19 protein-coding genes are annotated in these 21,554 nt (G+C 54.5%); all 19 read right to left on the bottom strand.

The window, feature by feature from the left end; genetic code table 11:
* Positions 1-11: 11 nt before the first annotated feature.
* Positions 12-1,202, bottom strand: coding sequence for a UDP-N-acetylglucosamine 4,6-dehydratase (locus EKN83_RS16950; protein WP_126801321.1), 1,191 nt, complete (start codon positions 1,200-1,202; stop codon positions 12-14).
* A gap of 432 nt (positions 1,203-1,634) precedes the next feature.
* Complete coding sequence (gene galF, locus EKN83_RS16945) at positions 1,635-2,531, bottom strand: GalU regulator GalF (RefSeq protein ID WP_013097865.1); 897 nt, start codon at positions 2,529-2,531, stop codon at positions 1,635-1,637.
* Between the two features lie 176 nt (positions 2,532-2,707).
* Positions 2,708-4,099 (bottom strand): colanic acid biosynthesis protein WcaM, encoded by a 1,392-nt coding sequence (gene wcaM, locus EKN83_RS16940; RefSeq protein WP_025758743.1) that lies wholly within the window; start codon positions 4,097-4,099, stop codon positions 2,708-2,710.
* A 12-nt stretch (positions 4,100-4,111) separates the two neighbouring features.
* Positions 4,112-5,332, bottom strand: a complete 1,221-nt coding sequence (gene wcaL, locus EKN83_RS16935) for a colanic acid biosynthesis glycosyltransferase WcaL (RefSeq protein WP_094919006.1) — start codon at positions 5,330-5,332, stop codon at positions 4,112-4,114.
* Complete coding sequence (gene wcaK, locus EKN83_RS16930; RefSeq protein ID WP_126801320.1) at positions 5,329-6,609, bottom strand: colanic acid biosynthesis pyruvyl transferase WcaK; 1,281 nt, start codon at positions 6,607-6,609, stop codon at positions 5,329-5,331. The genes wcaL and wcaK overlap by 4 nt, the downstream gene beginning before the upstream one ends.
* A 17-nt stretch (positions 6,610-6,626) precedes the next feature.
* On the bottom strand, positions 6,627-8,105 hold the full coding sequence (wzxC, locus tag EKN83_RS16925; RefSeq protein ID WP_045285625.1) for a colanic acid undecaprenyl disphosphate flippase WzxC: 1,479 nt from the start codon (positions 8,103-8,105) through the stop codon (positions 6,627-6,629).
* A 1-nt stretch (position 8,106) separates the two neighbouring features.
* A complete protein-coding gene (gene wcaJ / locus EKN83_RS16920; protein ID WP_025758738.1) occupies positions 8,107-9,501 on the bottom strand; it encodes an undecaprenyl-phosphate glucose phosphotransferase in 1,395 nt (464 codons plus the stop codon).
* A 123-nt stretch (positions 9,502-9,624) separates the two neighbouring features.
* The gene (gene cpsG, locus EKN83_RS16915) at positions 9,625-10,995 is read right to left on the bottom strand and encodes a colanic acid biosynthesis phosphomannomutase CpsG (RefSeq protein WP_045285624.1); all 1,371 of its coding nucleotides are present in this window, start codon (positions 10,993-10,995) and stop codon (positions 9,625-9,627) included.
* 109 nt (positions 10,996-11,104) lie between these two features.
* Entirely contained in the window at positions 11,105-12,541 is a 1,437-nt protein-coding gene (gene cpsB / locus EKN83_RS16910) for a mannose-1-phosphate guanyltransferase (RefSeq protein ID WP_126801319.1), read from the bottom strand.
* 3 nt (positions 12,542-12,544) lie between these two features.
* Positions 12,545-13,768: a colanic acid biosynthesis fucosyltransferase WcaI gene (gene wcaI / locus EKN83_RS16905; RefSeq protein WP_025758734.1), complete on the bottom strand. Its 1,224-nt coding sequence runs from the start codon at positions 13,766-13,768 to the stop codon at positions 12,545-12,547.
* Positions 13,765-14,244 (bottom strand): GDP-mannose mannosyl hydrolase, encoded by a 480-nt coding sequence (locus tag EKN83_RS16900; protein ID WP_126801346.1) that lies wholly within the window; start codon positions 14,242-14,244, stop codon positions 13,765-13,767. The genes wcaI and EKN83_RS16900 overlap by 4 nt, the downstream gene beginning before the upstream one ends.
* Before the next feature lie 2 nt (positions 14,245-14,246).
* The gene (locus tag EKN83_RS16895; RefSeq protein WP_025758731.1) at positions 14,247-15,212 is read right to left on the bottom strand and encodes a GDP-L-fucose synthase family protein; all 966 of its coding nucleotides are present in this window, start codon (positions 15,210-15,212) and stop codon (positions 14,247-14,249) included.
* 2 nt (positions 15,213-15,214) lie between these two features.
* Positions 15,215-16,336, bottom strand: a complete 1,122-nt coding sequence (gmd, locus tag EKN83_RS16890) for a GDP-mannose 4,6-dehydratase (RefSeq protein WP_095450367.1) — start codon at positions 16,334-16,336, stop codon at positions 15,215-15,217.
* A gap of 21 nt (positions 16,337-16,357) precedes the next feature.
* Entirely contained in the window at positions 16,358-16,912 is a 555-nt protein-coding gene (wcaF, locus tag EKN83_RS16885; RefSeq protein WP_126801318.1) for a colanic acid biosynthesis acetyltransferase WcaF, read from the bottom strand.
* Between the two features lie 15 nt (positions 16,913-16,927).
* Positions 16,928-17,674 (bottom strand): colanic acid biosynthesis glycosyltransferase WcaE, encoded by a 747-nt coding sequence (gene wcaE / locus EKN83_RS16880; RefSeq protein WP_025758727.1) that lies wholly within the window; start codon positions 17,672-17,674, stop codon positions 16,928-16,930.
* Positions 17,675-17,686: 12 nt separating this feature from the next.
* A complete protein-coding gene (gene wcaD, locus EKN83_RS16875) occupies positions 17,687-18,907 on the bottom strand; it encodes a colanic acid polymerase WcaD (RefSeq protein WP_025758726.1) in 1,221 nt (406 codons plus the stop codon).
* The gene (gene wcaC, locus EKN83_RS16870; RefSeq protein WP_126801317.1) at positions 18,882-20,099 is read right to left on the bottom strand and encodes a colanic acid biosynthesis glycosyltransferase WcaC; all 1,218 of its coding nucleotides are present in this window, start codon (positions 20,097-20,099) and stop codon (positions 18,882-18,884) included. The genes wcaD and wcaC overlap by 26 nt, the downstream gene beginning before the upstream one ends.
* A complete protein-coding gene (gene wcaB / locus EKN83_RS16865) occupies positions 20,096-20,587 on the bottom strand; it encodes a colanic acid biosynthesis acetyltransferase WcaB (protein ID WP_014170825.1) in 492 nt (163 codons plus the stop codon). Before wcaB ends, wcaC begins: the two co-directional genes overlap by 4 nt.
* Positions 20,587-21,429 carry a colanic acid biosynthesis glycosyltransferase WcaA gene (gene wcaA, locus EKN83_RS16860; protein WP_095450370.1) on the bottom strand — a complete coding sequence of 281 codons (843 nt, stop codon included), beginning with the start codon at positions 21,427-21,429 and terminating at the stop codon, positions 20,587-20,589. The genes wcaB and wcaA overlap by 1 nt, the downstream gene beginning before the upstream one ends.
* Positions 21,430-21,554 lie beyond the last annotated feature (125 nt).

The following is a 21,554-nucleotide window of genomic DNA, read 5'->3' as shown; positions in this document are numbered from 1 at the left end:
GGATGCCTTGCTTACATTTTGCTATCGAGATATTTACCTGTTTCTTTATGTCCAAAATCAGGGATCATTTCAAAGAACAGTTTAACTATATCGTCTTTATTCCACTCCAAAGAAGTAATCATCTCTTCGATGCGTTCTTCAAAGTGGGACAATAAAGCTGGGTCATATAACGGTTCATTCTTTATGATACCCAGATTGTTAAAACGCTGCATGTCCAGCGTCTCATTTTCGGTGAAAAACTCCTCAAAATCTTTCTCACCAGTTGTATCACTTGAAGTAAACAAGCACGGCCACTTTCCTTGAGCTGGCAACGTCTTCGCAAGCTCGCGAGCCTCATCTTCATTTTCACAAAGATAAGGCTCGTAGCCACGTTGCTTAAGATAAAGGACAGCAATATCGGCGAAAGAGATGAGGTGTAGTGCTTCACTCAGTTTTGGGAAGAAGATATCGCGATTTTCTCCAAAAATGCATGACATCAGACAGAGCTCACCTGATTCCTGAGGAGTAACAAAATAACGCTTGATATCATTTGGCGCCACCAACGGCTGCTGCTTCTGCAGGCGTTGATTAAACCCGTGCAGAAGAGATCCATCAGAAAAGGCAACGTTCGCGAAACGTGCAGTTGAAATAGCGATTTGCTCACTTTTACGCATCAGGAACATTTCCATAATACGCTTTGAAGCCCCCATCATATTGACTGGGTTCGCGGCCTTGTCGGTCGATACGCAGAAGAATTTTTTAACACCCGAGGCAATAGACTGTTCAATGGTTTTATCAGTGTTGAGGATATTGACCTCAATCATACGCATCAAGGTAAAGGGATCTTTCTCACTTCGAACATGTTTAAGAGCAGATAAATTCAGCACGTAGTCATATTTACCATCAGCTTTGATGAACGCGTCATACTCCACAGATCCGATATCAAGAGCAAAGGTCTGGAAATCACCTTCAATATAACCAAATGAGCTGCGGATATCACGAACCAATTCAACCATATTATTTTCGCTGATATCAACCACGTGTAGCTTTTTTGGGTTACGTTTAAATATTTCTTTGGTAACAGCCTGACCAATTGAACCCGCGCCACCCAGTACCAAAAAACGAGATTCGGAAACAATTCGTTTCAATTCTATTTCATTTCCAGAGACATCTTCACTGAACAATGCTTTATTACGTCCAATGAGTTGGAGAATATTATCCATTTTTTAATCCAGTTGATTGCGAGTTATTACATTAAAAACCGCTGAATCAGAATGACCAGACTCAAGCCGCCTAAATAGATCTCATGATATTTTTATGCACAAAAGGGGATTTTGCGAAAGCATGCGTTTACAAATATGCACGCTACCGCCCCTGGCTTAACAGCTACCAGTGCACTGAACGAGGGTGAAATGTTCCATTTGTTGAAGTCCGACACCGAACTCTACTGGCGCTGGACAACTGCAAAACTGGCGTTAATTGTCGTCCTAAACGACCTCAGAAACAAGCACAAATCGTTACAAATCTGGAGAGATTTGAATCAGATAAATCCATGTTATTATTAGAATTAATAACAAAAAACGGCAGTTATCATTTTGGTTATGTTGCCACATACCCAATGATAACTGCCGTTTACTTAAATCAGTTACGAAATATCAGTCGTTTGCCAGCAGCTTCTCAATCCGGCTTCTGAACTTCGCCCCTTCCTTCAGGTTACGCAGCCCGTAGTTCACAAACGCCTGCATATAGCCCAGCTTCTTACCGCAGTCGTAGCTCTCACCGGTCATCAGCATCGCGTCAACAGACTGCTTCTTCGCCAGCTCGGCAATCGCGTCGGTGAGCTGAATACGGTCCCAGGCACCTGGCTCGGTTTTCTCCAGCTCGGCCCAGATATCCGCGTTCAGAACATAACGGCCAACCGCCATCAGGTCTGAGTCCAGCGTCTGTGGCTGATCCGGTTTTTCGATGAATTCCACAATGCGGCTCACCTGCCCTTCCGTCTCCAGCGCTTCTTTGGTCTGGATAACAGAGTACTCGGAGAGATCGCCTTTCATGCGTTTCGCCAGCACCTGGCTACGACCCGTTTCATTGAAACGCGCCACCATGGCCGCCAGGTTGTAACGCAGCGGATCCGCAGAAGCGGTATCAATAATGATATCCGGCAGAACCACAATGAACGGGTTATCACCCACAACCGGACGCGCACAGAGAATAGAGTGACCCAGACCCAGCGGCTGTGCCTGGCGCACGTTCATTATGGTCACGCCAGGAGGACAAATAGACTGTACTTCCGCCAGCAGCTGGCGTTTGACGCGCTGCTCAAGCAACGCTTCGAGTTCGTAAGAGGTGTCGAAATGGTTTTCTACCGCATTCTTTGAAGAATGGGTAACCAGGACGATTTCTTTGATCCCTGCAGCAACAATCTCGTCGACAATGTACTGAATCATTGGCTTGTCGACGATCGGCAGCATCTCTTTTGGAATGGCTTTTGTGGCTGGCAGCATATGCATGCCCAGGCCTGCTACCGGAATGACTGCTTTCAAATTAATCATTATATCTTCCACCTTAAAATGGTTGACGAATTATAGCTCTTAAACCTGTTTTCGCCAGCATGATTTGCCGTAATTCTCGGGTAATGTTACGCCCTGACCACACTAATTTCTGTAGTTGTAATCTGATTCGATCACAATTTCGTACCAGGAATAGTCTCAAAACTGACGCTTGTCGATTATCTGTGCGGAAGCGCAAAATTCAGCCGTTCGGTATTCACTACCTGCTGATCGACCCGGTCAATATCCACCGAACTTTGTCCTTTCTCATTCACTGCTTTAATGTTCGCCAGTGACAGCAGCGTCTCGTCTCTCGCCATAAATTTCCCCCGCACGTCCTTACGCAGGTCGAAATTGATCTTCAGGGCCGGGCCTACTGCGGCTTCCTGCATCACATTGATATTACGCATAAAAAGATGCTGGGGCTTATTGTGCAGCTCCAGGGTAGCGCGCTGCATCTCAACGTTGGTAATCGCCACAAACGACGTCGCGTTACCGGATGAAATTTGTATTCCGCGCAGCTTATAGGCAAGCTGGCGATTATCGAGATGGATATTGTTGAGTTTGAAGTTCTGCGGAATGGACAAATAATCGCCCTTTATCACCCCATAACCGATTAACATGCCGGCGCTATTGACCATGTCGACATTATCAATAATGAAATTATCACAGCCATAAATCGCTACCGTAGCGTTATCAATTCCCGCCTTTTTACTGAAGTCAGGGGTAATATTTTTGGCCTTTATATTGCGGATAACAAAATGTTTTCCGTTTTCGACGTGCACCAGCTGACGACAGTTGCTGCCAGTGATGTTGGCCACCACGAAGTTCTTAACGGTTTGCTTCTCAGGATAGTCGTTATCGTAGGTACTTCCGGCAAGACCAATGCCAATGCCCCAGTTGATCTTGCCGTTGGTGCAGTTGATGTTGTCGATCACATGGTCGGAAATCAGGATATTGCGGTCGTTGATGGCGACGTTCCACTCGATCGCATCGCCCTGCAGGTGGCTAAATTTGCTGTTGGTGATGCGGGCGCCGTCCACCTGGTTATGGAAACCCTGGCGCAGAATGGCATAGTTGGCCTGGCTCACGCGGATGTTATCAATCACCAGATTGCGCATCACGCTGGGCTTCTTACCGCCGATGTAGATCTGCGTCACCGGACCAAACCCGCTCATCGCGAGTCCTTTGATTGCACAGTCAGAGCCGCGAACGTCCAGGGTGATATTTTCCGTGCGTCCCTCGCCCTCGCCAATAACCTTACTGCCCTCCTGCAGGACAAAGCGGCCCCGTCCGTTGCCGGTTAACGCCCCGCGGATCAGCAGCGTTTTCCCGTCAGGAATGAAAATGCCGGTATTGATGTTTTCGCAGGTCAGCCCTGCGGGGACCACAACCGTATCCCCTTCGGTAAACGCCTGCTTAAAGGCGGCGATCCAGTCGTTGTTATTGTACTGATTAACAGAAACCGTTCTTCCGCCTGCCGCCCGCGCAAGGCGGGAGGAGAGCAGCGGCGTGGCCGCCAGCGCGGAGAGAGAAGAGACAAAAGTGCGTCGGGTAATCTTTTTCAGCATACAACCTCGGCGTTACAACGTTTGCAGCAGGCTCGCTAACTGACGATTAATCACCTGCTGGTTAAAATCTGCCTCGACTTTTTGTCGGGCATTGTGGAGCACGGGCTCCAGCGCCTGCTGGTCGATGTCGCTGAAAGCGGCTAAGCGGTCGGCCAGCGCCATGGCGTTATTTTCCGGCACCAGCCAGCCGGAATAGTCAGACTGGATAAGCTCCGGGATCCCGCTGTGCAGGGTCGATACCACCGGAATGCCGACGGCCATCGCCTCCATTAACGCCACCGGGATGCCTTCCATGTCGCCATCGGTGCCCGTTACGGACGGCAGCAGGAAGACGTCCGCCTCATCGAGCATCGCCTTGACCTCGTGGCTCGGCTTGAAGCCCGGCATCTCGACAACATCTTCAAGCTGATATTGTTCGATAAGCGTGCGCAGACGACGCTCCCACGGGCCAATCCCGAGTATGCGATAGTGGAAATCCACCCCGCGCGCCTTCAGCTGGCGGCAGGCTTCAATCGCCACATGCAGCCCTTTCTTCTCGGTCAGGCGAGCGACGGAGATGATCTGCAGCGGTTTGCCCGGCACCTTCACCGGACGGCGGGTAAAGCGCGTGAGATCCACGCCCATGCGCGAAACGGCAATTTTCTCTCCCGGGCAGCCCATGTTTTTAAGGCGTCCGGCCCACAGTTCGCTGATGGGCAGCATCATGTCGCCGCGGCGGAAAAGCTGCTGATACTCCGGCGTGTAGTGGTTCAGCACTTCACGGCTGGAGATGTCAATGCCATGGAAAATGGTCGCGATTTTCCCGTCGATCACCCCCAGTTCGCGCAGTTTCGCGGCGGTGACCCCCGCCGGGCCAAAGTGGGCGATAAACACATCCGCACGATACGGCTGCGCCGTTTGCCCGCAGATGGCCGACAGGATCAGATTGCGCGACTCCGCGCCATAGCGGGAAATATTCAGCGCTCGCCAGGTCGACGGGCGATGGATCCCGCGTAAGGTCTGGCTGGCCCGGTGGCGCAGTTTGCTCAGCTTCCCGGACGGCTCATCCTGCAGCCAGCGGGTTTTCGCCTCCAGCCCGTACTGGGTATACGCCGCATGGGTGTTTTGGGTATCGCCCTTTTGCAGGGCGATGATCTCCACGTCATATCCCATATCGATAAACGCGGTGATTTGGTTCAGAACAAACGTTTCAGACGACAGCGGAAATTTCAGTAAGAAGAAACCAACCTTCATTTCCCCTCCCGGACGCGATCGAGTACCGATTTCACCATCCCCATCCCCTTCTCGCGCTCGGCTTTCACCGCCACGGCCAGGCGTTCATTAATGGCAGGCAACTGACCCAGCGTGTCCCCGACCATCGCACCGAGCGAGCCATCCAGCAGATGACGAATATCCACGGCCATTTCCGGCATACCGAGCTGCTGCATGATCCCGGCGGACTTGTGCTCATAGTTAATGGCAATCGCCGGCGTACCGAAGTTCATGGAGATAATCGCCGAGTGCAGACGAGTGCCCACCGTCAGGTCGCAGGCGGAGAGCAGCTTGCCCATCTCGAGGTCATTCAGTTCGTCCATCACCACGTGATAGCGGGACGGGTCATTCACCAGGCTGCGCAGGTTGAGCGCCACCATGCGGTCGTCTTTGTTATAGCTGTCGATACCGGTGCAGGTGGAGAGCGCCAGCACCTGATAACCGCTGTCCAGCACGCAGTTCACCACGTCGGCGAACGCTTGCTCATACGCCGCCTGCGTGGTACCTAAACGTTTATCGAAGGGGGCCAGCTCGCGCAGGGTAATCGCGACGGTTTTCTGTTTCGCCGCCACGTCCAGCCAGTGCTGCACCGCGTAGCTCGCCTGGAAGCTCTCTTCCTGATGATCCACCAGCCAGGCGGTGTCCACGCCGTGCTCCACTTTCGAGGTGTCGATCTCGCTGCGCTTCATCATTTCAAGACTGACCGACTCACGCAGGATCAGGGCATCGCAGTGGCCGAAAACGTAGTTTGCCAGTTGGTTAAACTGTTGATCCTGGAACGGCCCCACGCTGTGACCAATCATAAACAGCGGCTTTTTCGCCATGAACGTACAAAGCGCATGTTCAAACTGCGGCACGCCGTACAGATCGACGAAGAACGACCCGCCGACCTGAATAATCGCGTCATAGCCCGACAGCAGACGAACGAAATCGGTAAATCCCTGGGCGATAGCGATGTTGCGCAGCTTGCCGGTATCGGTCACCCGGGAAAGCAGCACCTGGTGCTGGTAGCGACGACGCAGCACTTTCTTTACGCGCCCCATCACGCCCGCGGCGTTGTTATGCTGTTTCATCTGGCTGTAGAGCGGGTCGCCCATTACCGGGCGATTGAGTAACCAGGATGAGCTGACCGGATAACGGCTCATCACGTCCACTTCGGTCTCAGGCTTAAGGGTGTTTATCGCATCCAGTAAACCGCGCAGGATGGCGCTGTCGCCACGGTTGCCGCAGGTATGGTTGCCAAGAATTAATAATTTCATAATGGCCTCTTAAATAACTAGCCTGCGCGAAGCAGCGTTTTCATTTTTTCGTTACGGCAAAACTGGCGCTTCATCTCCACCACCAGCGCATTGCGTGACAGCACAATCATCACGACGAATGCCAGCGCGCCCGCGGCAACCTGCACCGCCAGCAGCGCCGCCAGCGGCAGATGACCGGTCAGGATCATGCCCAGGCCGTAGCTCACCGCCAGGGTCGGCAGGGAGAGATAGAACGGCAGCCACAGGCTCAGGATGTACTGGCGGTAGCTGGAGCCCAGCACCGGCTTGATCATGATGAAGTAGCTCAGCACGGTGTTGACGACCTGCACCAGCAGGAAGCCAAGCGTGACGCCGATGGCGCCCGCCATGTGTCCACCGACGATGATTGCCGGAATAAACAGGAAGGTTTTAAAGACGTTGAACTTAAAGCTGATATCCACGCGCGCTTTTGCCATCAGCAGAGAACCGATCGGATTCCCCACGGAGCGCAGCAGCCCCACCACGCACAGCAGCTGCAGGATCGGGATAATGCCGTTCCATTTTTCACCAAACACCAGCGGCACGAAATTGCTGGAAACCACCATCAGCCCGAGCAAAACCGGGAAGTTGATAATCCCGACCACGGAGAGCAGCTTGTAGAAATTGACCCGCAGCTTCTCGGTGTCGTCCTGAATCTTGGCGAACGCCGGGAACAGCACGCGGGTAATAATCGGGTTCAGCTTCATCGGCGGGACGACCGCAACGTTGTAGGCCAGGTTGTAGCCCCCCGCGACGCTCGCCCCGAGAATACGGGCCAGCACCAGCGTGGAGAGATTGGTGTTCACATAGTTAATGATGCTGTCCGCCGTCAGCCATGCGCCAAAACGCAGGTTGGAGGAGACGGACGCCAGTGAAAAATGCAGCCCCGGACGGTAAATCTTGCGGCCAAAATAGCCGAACAGCAGCGTGCGCACGGCAGAGTTAACCAGATACCCCAGAATGGCGGTCATGGCCAGCGGCCAGAAATGGGCGCTCACTACGGTGAAGGTAAAGCCCGCCAGCACGGCGCTGGTCTCGATCATGCCGATTTTGTTGAACTCCAGCTCTTTCTGCATCAGCGCGCGGAACTGCTGCCCGTGGGGGATCACCACGAAAGCAAACGACAGCGTACGCATCAGCGGTGCCAGATCCGGGTTGTGCAGCACGCTGGCGATGGTATCGCTCAGCAGGAACACCAGCACAAACACGAAAATCCCCAGCCCGACGTTCAGCCAGTAGAGCGTGGTCAGCTCCAGATGGCTAATCTCTTTGCGCTGGATAATCGAATTGGCGATACCAAAATCAGACAGCGTATCGGCCAGCGCGATAATCACCAGCGAAACGGTCAGCAGGCCGAACTGGTGGTTATCGATAATGCGCGCCAGCACGGTCATCTGCACCAGGCCGAGGCCAATGATGACGATGGTCGCCATCGCTGACCACTTGGCGCCGCTGATGGTTTTTTCACGTAAGCTCATCTTAGTACGCCGCTTTGTTCACGAAACCTTTAAAGATGGTCAGAAAAACGATCTTGATATCAAACCAGAGGCTCCACTCACGGATGTACTCCAGGTCGAATTCAATGCGTTTTTCCATTTTTTCCAGCGTGTCGGTTTCACCGCGCCAGCCGTTGATCTGCGCCCAACCGGTGATGCCTGGCTTCACCTTATGGCGCAGCATGTAGCCTTCAATCAGCGAGCGGTACTGTTCGTTGTGGGCAACCGCATGGGGACGAGGTCCGACAATCGACATGCCGCCGGTAAAGACGTTGATAAACTGCGGGAGTTCATCCAGCGAGGTACGGCGCAGGAAGTTCCCCACGCGGGTCACGCGCGGATCGTTCTGCGTGGCCTGGGTCACCACTTTGTCGTTTTCCATCACCTTCATGGAGCGGAATTTCCACACCATAATGGGCTTACCGTCCATGCCGTAGCGGGTCTGGCGGAAGATAACCGGACCGGGAGAGCTCAGCTTCACCGCCAGGGCAATGCAGCACAGCACCGGGGAGATCAGCAGGAGGATCAGTGAAGAGAGCACGATATCTTCCAGACGCTTCAGCACGCGGTTAATCCCTGACAGCGGCGTGTCGTACAGCGGTACCACCGGCACGCCGTTCACCTCTTCAATGCGGGAGTGAAGGATGTTGAAGGTAAACACATCCGGGATCAGGATCACCGAGCAGGTGGTATCCGCCAGCTCGCGCATCAGTTGCTTAATGCGGGATTCGTCTTTCATCTGCATGGCGATGTAAACGTTGTGAATTTTGCCCGCTTTGGCATCGTCAATCAGCTGTTCGTAGTTGCCCGCCCAGTCCGCAGGCACGCCGCCCGGCTTCGCGTCGTGATAAATCCCGACCACTTCAAACCCTAACCACGGCTCTTTGCGGAAGCTGTCGAGCAGCACCTGCCCGACCGGCAAATCCCCTGCTACGGCAACGAAGCGACGGTTATAGCCCCGGTTACGCAGCCAGCCCGCGCCGAAGCGGATCAGGGAGCGACAAACCACCATGCCGACGCTGGTCACCAGATACCAGCAGAGATAGGTCACCAGACGATTATCAAAATCATGGCTGAACGCCACCAGGCCCGCGCTGAAGATCAGGCTTAAGGTCCAGTTCTGCAGCAACAGCATCAGTTCGGTGGTCATTTTGACGCCACGCCACGAACGATAGAAATCCGTCATCCCGCCGATCATCTGAAACACAACCAGCGCAATCAGTGCCATCAGCAGATGCATGTATAAGAACGATTGCCCGCTGATCCGACACACCGCCCACAATCCACCGACCATGATGGTGATATCAGAAAAACGCTGCACCATAGAGATTAACGATGCATTCGTTCTCGCTCGTTCGCGTTTTTTTAGATTCGTCATCGTTGTTCCTTTATTCAACCCACACTTCCCCCCTCACCCCGGCCCTCTCCCCAAAGGGGAGAGGGTGTTCAAGTTCCCTCTTCCCTTTGGGGAGAGGGTTAGGGTGAGGGGTAAGGTTTCGTATTACTGATTCAACAGCGCCAGAATGTCCTTCGTTCGGGCTTCCATCAGCGCGGTGTCGGCGCGGGATTCCACGTTCAGGCGCACCACCGGCTCGGTATTGGACGAGCGCAGGTTAAAGCGCCACTGCGGGAACGCCATGCTGATGCCGTCGGTACGGTCAATTTCCAGCGCGTGAATGGCAAAGTGCTGCTCCACGCGGGCAATGGCCTCGGCAGGCTGCGCCAGCTTGCTGTTGATCTCTCCGCTCGCCGGGAACGCGGCCATACGGTCGCGTACCAGCTCGCCGAGGGTTTTCCCCTTCAGGCACAGTAGCTCGGTCACCAGCAGCCATGGGATCATCCCGCTGTCGCAGTAGGCGAAATCACGGAAGTAGTGGTGGGCGCTCATCTCGCCGCCGTAGATGGCGTCTTCTTCGCGCATGCGTTCTTTAATAAAGGCGTGGCCGGTTTTGGACATCACCGGCGTGCCGCCTGCGGCAGAGACCACGTCCACGGTATTCCAGGACAGACGCGGGTCATGAATGATTTTCGCGCCAGGGTTTTTCTCAAGGAACGCTTCCGCCAGCAGGCCGACAATGTAGTAGCCTTCGATGAACTGGCCTTTCTCGTCGAACAGGAAGCAGCGGTCGAAATCGCCGTCAAAGGCGATGCCCATATCTGCGCCATGCTCAATGACCGCGTTACGGGTGTCGTCGCGGCACTCCGGCAGCAGCGGGTTAGGAATACCGTTCGGGAAGTTGCCATCCGGTGTGTTGTGGACTTTCACGAACGTCACCGGCACGTTAAGCGCTTTAAAGCGGGCTTCCAGGGCATCCACCACCGGGCCGGCCGCGCCGTTACCGGAGTTAATCACCAGCTTCAGCGGCTTCAGGTTTGCCACGTTGATGTAGCCCAGCAGGTGGTCGATGTACTCTTTCTGCAGGTTGATTTTTTTGTAGCTACCGCGCTTCGCCTCGTTCACCGGCGGGAAATCGTTAGCTTCCGCCAGACGCTGCACGTCGCGCAGTCCGGTGTCGCCGCTGATGGGACGCGCACCCTTGCGTACCAGCTTCATGCCGTTGTAATCCATCGGGTTATGGCTGGCGGTGACTTCGATCCCGCCGTCCACGCCGAGGTGGAAGGTGGCAAAATAGATCTCTTCGGTCCCGGACAGGCCGATGTCCAGCACGTCCACCCCCGCGTCCTGCAGCCCTTTCGCCAGGGCCAGCTTCAGGGATTCACTGGTCAGACGCACGTCGCCGCCCAGCACGATGGTTTTTGGCTTCAGATATTCGCCGTACGCGCGGCCAATGCGCCACGCAATGTCTTCATTCAGCTCTTCGCCCAGCTTGCCGCGAATATCGTAGGCTTTAAAACAGGTTAACTTTTCCATGATGACCCCTTTTTCAGGCAACAGTTGGCCCGCCCGATTAACAGGCAAAATTGTTTTTATTCATTCGTAGGCCGGATAAGCGAAGCGCCATCCGGCGTTAAAGACGGTGCTAGACCCGGCCGTAGCGGTCCTGGAAGCGCACGATATCGTCCTCTTCCAGATACGAGCCGGAGCGCACCTCAATTAAGTCGAGAGGAATTTTCCCCGGGTTCTCCAGACAGTGCGTCGCCCCCAGCGGAATATAGATGGACTCATTTTCGCCCAGCAGTTTCACTTCACCGTCGATGGTGACTTTCGCCGTACCTGCCACCACCACCCAGTGCTCCGCGCGGTGGTGGTGCATCTGCACCGACAACCCCTCGCCCGGTTTCACGGTGATGCGCTTCACCTGATAACGCTCGCCCGCATCGATGGAGTCGTATTTGCCCCACGGACGGTACACTTCGCGGTGGATGTGGTGCTCGTGTCGGCCATCCGCCTTGATCTTCTCAACCACTTTTTTAACGTCCTGCACGGCGTTACGGTCGGCAATCAGCACGGCGTCTTTCGTCTGGACCACCACCAGATCTTTCACCCCGACCGTAGTGACCAGGCCGGATTCGGCGTAGACGTAGCTGTTCTCGGTTTTGTGGCTAATTACATCACCGTGATGGACGTTACCCTCCGGGGTATGGGCGCTGATCTCCCACAGAGAGGACCAGGAGCCCACATCGCTCCAGCCCGCATCCATCGGCACCACCACGGCGTCTGCCGTGCGCTCCATCACCGCGTAGTCAATAGACTCTTCCGGGCAGGCGAGGAAAGCCGCTTCATCGACGCGGATAAAATCGAGATCCGGATCCACCACGTTCATGGCTTTTTCGCAGGCGCTCAGGATATCCGGACGGTATTTCTGCAACTCTTCCAGATAGCGACCGGCGCGGAACAGGAACATGCCGCTGTTCCAGTAATATTCCCCGCTGGCGACGTAGGCCTGCGCGGTTTCCAGATTCGGTTTCTCAACGAACTGCGCCACGTCAAACGCCACGCTGTCGCCTTCGCCCGGCGTTACGTTGCCGCGACGAATATAGCCATAGCCGGTTTCCGGCAGATCCGGCACGATGCCGAAGGTCACCAGTTTGCCGCTTTCCGCGTAAGGAATGGCCGCGCGAACCGCGTCGCGGAAGGCCTCTTCCTGCTGAATAACATGGTCTGCCGCCAGCACCAGCACCAGCGGATCACAATCCGGGCTGCTGCGTTTTGCCGCCAGCGCCGCCAGGGCGATCGCGGGTGCGGTGTTGCGTCCGGCAGGCTCCAGAATGATATTTTCTGTGAGTTTGTTCAGCTGGCGCAGCTGCTCGGCAACAATAAAACGGTGCTGTTCGTTACAAATCACCACCGGGCTTTCACACTCCACGCCCTGCAGACGGTTTACCGTCGTCTGCAGCATGGTGAGATCCCCTTTCAGGCAGAGGAACTGTTTTGGATAGAGCACGCGGGACAGCGGCCACAACCGGCTACCAGAGCCACCAGCCATCACAACCGGATACAAAGTGGTTTGACTCATGATTTATCCCCGTATATCTGCAATAAATTGGCTCAGCACGTTCTCTTTATCGAGCGTGCGTTCGGCATATTCACGTGCCACCGTGTTTACTTTTGGCATGGCAAGTGCCTGTTCAATGCCGGAGACCAGCGCCGGGACCGATTCCGGCTCCACGCACACCGCAATCCCCGGGTAGCTGTCACACAGCTGGCCTAATTCGGTTTCGGCTTCGGCCGTAATCACTGCGTTACCGCCCACTGCCAGAATGTTGGTCAGCTTGGACGGCAGCACCGCATCCGCCGCGCCGCGTTTTTGCACCACCAGATGGCAGTCGCCCATCTTCAGCAGCGCAGGCAGTGCCTCGTAGGACTGAAGCGGGAAGAACTTCACGTTGGACAGGCCGCGCTCGCTCGCCATCTTCTCCAGCCGCGCTTTCCCACCGCCCTGCCCGACAATCACAAACATCCATGGATGCTGGCTCAGCTGCTGAGCCGCTTCAATCACGTTCTCCAGCCCCTGCTTTTCGCCGATGTTGCCTGAGTAAAGAATGATTTTTTGATCATCAGGCAAACCGAGCTCTGCACGTAACGTCTGGGCGTCTTGCTCAGTCACGTCGCGAAAACGCGCCACTTCGGACCAGTTCGGGAAGAAGATCACCTTCTGGGCCGGGACGCCCTTCTCCTGCGCCTTGTTCATCATTGAGCGCGAAATGGTCGAGACATAATCGACGTTATGCAGGCCGCTGCGCTCAAACGCGCTGGCGAGCTTCGCCACCTTGCCGCCTTTGCTTTTGCCTGCCATCCCCAGGCCCAGCATGGCGTCGACTTCATAATCCTGAATGTGCAGCAGGGTGCGGGCGCCGGAGAGTTTGCCCAGCAGGCGCATGCCCGGCGTGCAAAACAGCGTCGGCACCACGCCGATGATGCGATCCGGCTTCCAGCGACGCTGCGCCATCAGCGGGAAGAAGCTGCTCAGCGCAAAGCTGCCGAGATGAATCAGCCGTTTCAGCGTCGAGGGCTGCTTTGGCACATACAGCGGACAGCGCCAGACGGTCGCCGCGCCCTCTTCGCGACGGTAGCGCCAGCTTGAGTAGCGCTCCCCCACTTTCCATTCCGGGTAGTACGGCGGCGCGGTAATGACCCGCACGTCATGTCCCTGGCTCGCCATCCACTCGACCATCTCGCCGGTATATTTCCCGATACCGGTCAGCTCCGGCGAGTAGTTGATTCCATACACCAATATTTTCATAAGCCCGGCACCTCAGACTGACGATCGGCAAGGAAATAGGCACGGCTGTTGTCGTGCACATTGTCGCTCGCCAGCAGCGCCTCTGGCGTCTGCCAGCGGTAGTCGTCATGCTGAGAATCAGGCAGACGCAGGTCTGCCTCACTCACCTTCAGGCGGAACCCCAGCACGATGTAGTGCGTGGAGAACCCGGTACCTGAAAAGTTATCGTCATAGAAGTGCTGCCAGACCCCGTAAAACTGGCCCGCTGCCATCGGCAGCTTCAGGCCCAGTTCCGCCAGAGTGAGACGCTCAAACGCATCGCTCAACGTCTCATCCTTCTGCACGCGCCCGCCGGGCACGAACCAGAAGCCCTGTGCAGGACGGTTGGTTCGTTTCCCCAGCAAGAACTCGCCGCGTTCGTTTTCCACGATCAAATCAATTGAGATGAGCGGAGTGGAACGCACCACCGTGGCAAAATCTTCCTGACTTAAAAACATCATTACCCCCGGAAGCGATGCTGGTTTTCCAGGAACCACTGGTAGGTACTGGCCAGCCCCTGCTCCAGTGACACCTCGTGATACCAGCCCAGCTGATGCAGTCGGGTCACGTCCAGCAGTTTGCGCGGCGTGCCGTCCGGCTTGGTGGCGTCAAACACCACGCGGCCTTTGTAGCCCACCACCTGCGCGATGGTTTGCGCCAGCTCGCGAATGGTGCAGTCCACGCCGGTGCCCACGTTGATATGCGACAGCATCGGCTCGGTGTTCTCCTGCCACACTTCGCGATCCAGCTCCATCACGTGAATGCTGGCGGCAGCCATGTCGTCCACGTGCAGGAATTCCCGCATCGGCGTGCCGCTGCCCCACACCACCACGTCCGGTGCGTTCTCGGCGGTCGCCTCGTGGAAACGACGCAGCAGCGCCGGGATCACGTGCGAGTTGCTCGGGTGGAAGTTGTCGTGCGGTCCGTACAGGTTGGTCGGCATCACCGAACGATAGTCACGGTTGTACTGACGGTTGTAGGACTCGCACAGCTTGATCCCGGCAATCTTGGCAATCGCGTAAGGCTCGTTGGTCGCTTCCAGGGTACCCTGCAGCAGCTCGCTTTCGGCGATCGGCTGCTTCGCCATTTTCGGGTAAATACAGGATGAGCCGAGGAACAGCAGCTTATTCACGTTGTGCAGATGCGCCGCGTGAATGATGTTGCTCTCAATCATCATGTTTTCGTAGATGAAATCCGCCGGGTAGGTGTTGTTGGCAACAATGCCACCCACCTTCGCCGCCGCCAGATACACCTGGTCAATGCGTTCGCTGGCAAAGAAGTCCTGTACCGCACGGCTGTCGAGCAGGTTCAGCTCGTCACGCGTGCGGACAATCACCTCGACGTCACCGCGCTGTTCCAGCTGTCGAACAATCGCGGAACCCACCATTCCGCGATGACCGGCGACAAAAATACGTTGTTTTGTCATTCTCAGGACTCCAGCGCGATGGCAACCTCGTAGCCATGAGACTTGAGCAGAGAGTGTTTTTTCGCTGCTTCAAGATCTTTGGCCACCATCTCAGAGACCATCTCCTGCAGAGTGGTTTCTGGTTTCCAGCCCAGTTTCTCGTGCGCTTTGGTTGGGTCGCCCAGCAGGGTTTCCACTTCAGCAGGACGGAAGTAGCGCGGGTCAACCTGGACAATTACGTCGCCTGGCTTCACGCCCGGCGCGTCGTGACCGGTCACGGACACCACGATGCCCTTCTCTTCCACGCCGGTACCTTCAAAGCGCAGTTTGATACCCAGCTGCGCGGCAGCCATTTCCACGAACTGACGTACGGAGTACTGCACGCCGGTGGCAATCACGAAGTCTTCCGGTTGGTCCTGCTGCAGCATCATCCACTGCATTTTCACGTAGTCTTTGGCATGGCCCCAGTCACGCAGGGAGTCCATGTTGCCGAGGTGCAGGCATGATTCCAGACCCTGCGCGATGTTGGCGATAGCGCGGGTGATTTTACGGGTCACGAAGGTTTCGCCGCGGCGCGGTGATTCGTGGTTGAACAGAATGCCGTTACAGGCGTACATGCCGTAGGATTCACGGTAGTTCACGGTGATCCAGTAGGCGTACAGTTTTGCTACCGCGTACGGAGAACGTGGGTAGAACGGCGTGGTCTCTTTCTGCGGGATTTCCTGCACCAGGCCGTACAGCTCAGAGGTGGATGCCTGGTAGAAACGGGTTTTCTTCTCCAGACCCAGGAAGCGAATGGCTTCCAGCAGACGCAGGGTACCCATGGCGTCCACGTCAGCGGTGTATTCCGGGGATTCGAAGGAGACCGCAACGTGGCTCATCGCGCCCAGGTTGTAGACTTCATCCGGCTGCACTTCCTGCAGGATACGGGTCAGGTTGGAGGTATCGGTCAGGTCGCCGTAGTGCAGGTGGAATTTCGGGTTCGCCGCGTGCGGATCCTGGTAAATATGATCGACACGTTCGGTGTTGAAAGAAGATGCACGACGTTTAATACCGTGTACTTCATAACCTTTTTCCAGCAGTAACTCTGCCAGGTAAGAACCATCCTGCCCGGTAACGCCGGTGATGAGAGCGACTTTAGACATGTTTATATTCCTCTGTACTTATCAAAGTTTTTCAGTTTCAACGCGTTCGCGTATCACCACTGCGGGGTTGCCACGGCAAACTGTATTTGCCGGTAGCGATTTAAAAACGCTGCTGCGGGCACCGACTACCGTGCCATCACCAACAGAAACACCCGGTGCAACAAAAACATCCGTTGCCAGCCAGCATTTTTCGCCAATCACAACAGGCGAAGCGGTAATATCAAAATGCTGACTCATAAAGTCATGGCTGCCGGTGCACAAATAACATTTCTGTGACACCACCGAATGCGCGCCAATCGTAATCTCGCCCAGGGTATATAACACCGCGTCATCCCCTACCCATGCGTAATCCCCGAGCGTTAATTTCCAGGGGTAGGTAATTTTTACCGAAGGCCGAATGACTACGTTTTTTCCGATTTTTGCGCCAAACAGGCGCAATAAAAATGCTCGCCAGCGGTACAATATTTGCGGTGACCAGGCAAATAACGTTGCCTGAACGGCCCACCACAGTTGCACTTTAATACCGCTCCCGCCCCGAAAACCTTTCGGCACGGAGAAACCGCTCAGATCCTGCATAGCGTTTCCTTATATTCAGGCTTTGTTATATAAGGTTTTCGTTTTACCTGTCGTACGCAGGCGTAATAAATAAGATAATTCCGCCCAGAACCCCGGCACGCGTAATATTTTACGCTGCACGTTTTTGGCATCCTGGCACAATTCCAGATTATTAGACGTTGACACGCCGCCCATTGAAAATTCCGACACCAGACCTTTCAGGCGACGGAACGGGTAGCCGGATTTATACAGACTGGCGGCCAGCGCATAATCCGAAGAGACTTTATATTGCAAATCGTAAGGCTGTTTTTTCAGACCCTTAACCGGGAAGAAAATGGCCTGATGGCTGGCTGGCAAGCTGTGGTAGATATACCAGCCTGGCTTCGCGCTCCGGCATATTTTATGTCCGTCGCCAAAATCGAGCAGCGCGTCGCCAATATACATGGCATCCTCTTTCTGGCGCGCCAGCTGACGGGCAAACAGCGCTACATCGTCATGGAAAACATCACCGGAATTGAGGAAGATGGCATAGCGCCCTTGCGCCATGTTGATGCCTTTGTTCATTGCATCGTAGATGCCTTTATCTTTCTCGCTGACGTAGCGTAAGTTGAACTCACCGTTGAGTTTTTCGAGAAACTCTGCCGTGCCATCGTTCGAGCCACCGTCGACCACAATCCACTCAAAGGTGAGGCTTGGGTCGCGCGCCAGGTTACGCAGCGAGCGCCAGGTTTTTACCACCCCTTCGTAATTACGAAAAGCGACAGTAATGACGCTAAGAAACATAAGACCACCTCGTCATGAATTCGTAATATTAAGCGCTTTACGCAAAATAAACGGACAAACAATTAAGAACGCATATTCCGGGCTAAATATTGACCCGGTAAAAAACAGCGACACCGGTGTGAACAGATAAAGCTGCACGCGAAAGTTCTGGTTATCCCCAAACGCGTTAATCATCATTTTGAAAACTTTAAACAGATACCACAGCGTCAACAGTACGGCGAACCACGAAAAATAAATAATTAACAGATACAGACCATTGTCTATGGTTTTACCGACATCCGCACCGTTAAAGATTCCGAATGATGCAACATATTCGTAAAGTGAGCCGAATCTTACTACGCCATCAATATGGGTTAAGGAATAACCCACCATCACCAGTGGACCAATAATGCGATAATAGGACGAAGACCCTTCCGTTCCCAAGTCACCCAGACGTTCTGAGATGTACGGGAATGCAAATATCACGCCTACCAAAAATACCGTCAGGGAGATAATCGCCAGCGGCAGTTTTTTCTTAATCGCCTCTTTGTTCAGGTACTGGAACGCCCACTCCAGCAGGTAAAACAGGATAAATGTCATTACCCCTGAGAACGATCCAGACAGAACAATTCCTGCAAGAATCATAGCATCGGTCTTAGGCGTTTTGATACCAAACTGTTTGATGCTGAGCCAAATTGAGATTAATGCCAGAGCAAAAAAAGCCGGTTCAAAATAGAGCGCGGTGGTACGTTTCCCGCCAAACTTAATGAAGTTCAATACATAGCTGTTGCTGTAAATGAGATATTTCGAAATTATCTCCATCAGGCTGCTGCCACCGGTGAGAATAATTTGCGCCATCTCCATGGCAGCAAGCATAACAATTAACGCAACGGCAATATAAAAGAACCTAAGGATTTTCCGATAATTGTGCGGAGAAATAGTTTTAAACCGAATACTCCAGACCATACCGATAATAATGACAATATAAACAAACAGCATGGTCGAGGTGACGTATTTACTGGCATCCAGCGACTGGCCAAAGATGTAGTTAAACAGCGTCAGGCCCGTGCCCAACCCTAAGGCAATCATCAGCTTCTTCAGATTGATTTTATCGACATACAACAGAAGCAGAACGGGCAAGAAGGTGACGATGGTTATCGGGAAGCTTTCGCCGAGCTGGGCAATCTTGACGTTGACCAGCAGGTAGATCAGCGGCAGCAGCAGATAACTACAGATTCTGATAGAACGAGACATACTCCTCCAGCATCTGTTGTCCGCTGTACGCCTTGCGGCTGCGGTTGCGGAACGATTCCAGGTCAGTGCCAAAAACAGTCCGGGCAATCTGCGCCTTCGGCAATTGAACCAGCGGCAAAATTTCCTGTTCCGCGAAGGTTTTCCCGCCGGATTTCTCCAGCACTTCTCGCGCCGCGTCGCTGTGGGTGGCAAGTACCGGTACACCAATGGAGAGCGCTTCACAGAGGATCAGCGGATAGTTATCCACGCGGGAGCTGAACACCAGCGCATCCATTTCATTCAGCGCGCTCATCAGTTTGCGTTTGTCGGTTTCAAACCCGTGGTTCACCACGTTGGCCCCTTCGAACGGCGAGAATTTGCCGAAGGTGTGCAGTTCAATTTTGTCACCCAGCGCCATCATGTCGCGCACCAGCTGCTGGTTGGTTTTGCCGTCGTAGCGCAGGTCATGGGCAACGATAGCGATTTTCGGTTTGCCTGTGGTTTCCGCCACCGGCGTCAGTTCGGCAAGAATGGCCTCCGTCGCCACGTCGATGCCGTTGTTGATAATCTGGCAGCGCCCTGCCCCGTACAGGCTGTTGAAGGCATCGGCCACGTGCTGGCTCGGGGAGATAAACGTACAGCCGAGCGAGAGCATGTCGCGAAACAGCTGACGCTTTCCTTCCACCAGCTGGTGGGCGCGGTCCACTTTCACCGGCGGGTAGTTGCTCAGGGTCGGGCATTTCTGACAGTTATTTTTCCAGCCTTCACAGCCGTCGGTAAACGCGCAGCGGCCGGTCACGCTCCAGTGATCGTGCAGCGTCCAGACAAAGCGGGTATCAGGCTTGTGGGCCTTCACCTTCTGGCAAAACGCCACCACCTCTTCCAGATTCAGCCAGTAGCTGTGCAGCACGTGAAAATGGAGAACAACCGGGCCGGTGGTGCGCGTCACCGTGCGATAGATGGAATTCAGGTTGCCAAACAGATCGCGGTTAAACAGACGGAACAGCGCAATGTTGGCAATCGACGTCAGGCGCGGCGTGTGCTTCTGCACCTGCGGGAAGTTATCGTGACTAACGCTTTTCTTGCCGCCTTTGCCATAGCCGTAAATAAACCGGGACTGAAGTCCTTTTTGCAGGGCGCGCTGATGCAGATCCAGCGCCACGCCTGCTGCTCCGCCTTCTGCGAGGCGTACGTTAAATTGCAGAATGTTCATTTAATCACCTTCACGCGGGCTTTTTCTCCCACCACCAGCGCGTTATCCGGAATGCTGTCCAGCACCACGCTGCCAGCACCAATCGTGACGTTGTTACCAATCGTGATGTCACCAATGATCACTACGTTCGCGCCCAGCTCAACGTTATTGCCGATGACCGGGCAGGCCAGGCTGTCTGGCCCGCGGTTGCCAATGGTGACCGCATGACGAATGGTGAAATCATCCCCGGCGACCACAAACTTGTTGATCACCACCGCATAGCCGTGGTGGATGGTGAAGCGGCGGCCAATGGTGGCAGCAGCCTGAATCTCATAGCCAAAAAAGCATTCCGTGATGATGCGGTACAACACCAGAACCGGTGCCGCCCAGAGATTGTTCAGCACGTTTTTCTTGCGCCACACCGAGCAGAAATGGGCGATGCGGTACGCCAGAACCATGCAGCACGGGCGCAGGCTCCAGCTGTTTGCGCGGCAATCTTCCAGAAACATTATTTCCCCCGAAGTCCATCAGCCAGGCGCTTGCCGTTACGTACGGAAAGCAGCGTCAGCAGCGTGCGCCAGTTCATGCGCTTATTGCGGATCTGATAGAGGGTAAAGAGCTGATATTTACGGCTGGCACGGTCAAACTTGTCCTTGTGCTTGCGGTAAAAATGGAAGTAGCCAGAGAATTTCTTCGGCGAGGAGGTGATTTGCATCTCCCCGTGGTTGATGTGCAGGATCTGCGTGGCCTCTTCCACTTTCCACGGCTCGCCATACTCCACCACCATGCGCAGGAAGATGTCGTAATCCTGCGCGGCCTTCAGTTCGGTATCGAACAGGCACTCTTTAAAGCGCCACGCCCAGGTAAAGACCTGATTACCGATAATGTTGCGCTTGTAGAACAGGCGACGGGAATACGGTGATTTCGGATACAGCGGAAGACTGGCCGGCTGCGAGTACACCTCGCCCTGGCAGACATAGTCGTTGGCATACAGGAATGCGTGCGTGACCAGCTGTTCTTTGTGCGAGAGGAAGACAGACAGGCGGTTTGGTGTCCATTCGTCATCGTCGTCGATCCCGGTCAGATACTGCCCTTTGGCCTGCATAATCGCCTGATTACGCACCGCGCAGGCACCGGAGTTAATCGCGTTGTGCGTATAGACCACCCGCGGATCGTTGAGGTCAGTTACAAATTTTTGCAGCTGTTCATACGAGGAGGAACAGTCATCCACGATGATCAGTTCCCAGTTTTCATAATCCTGACGTAGTACCGACTTAATTGCGCGGATCGCCAGCTGCTGACGATTCCATGTCGGCATATAAATTGAAATCAAAGGGCTATATGTACTCATCATTTCCCCTTACCCCTCACCCCGGCCCTCTCCCCGGAGGGGAGAGGGAGAAAAACTGCACCGAGCCGTCCCCTCTCCCCTCCGGGGAGAGGGTTAGGGTGAGGGGGGTTGTGTTTATATTTTTT

The organism is Enterobacter sp. WCHEn090032 (assembly GCF_003986875.1).
GTDB classification, from domain to species: domain Bacteria; phylum Pseudomonadota; class Gammaproteobacteria; order Enterobacterales; family Enterobacteriaceae; genus Enterobacter; species Enterobacter sichuanensis.
This window is presented reverse-complemented; position numbering and strand designations above follow the sequence as displayed.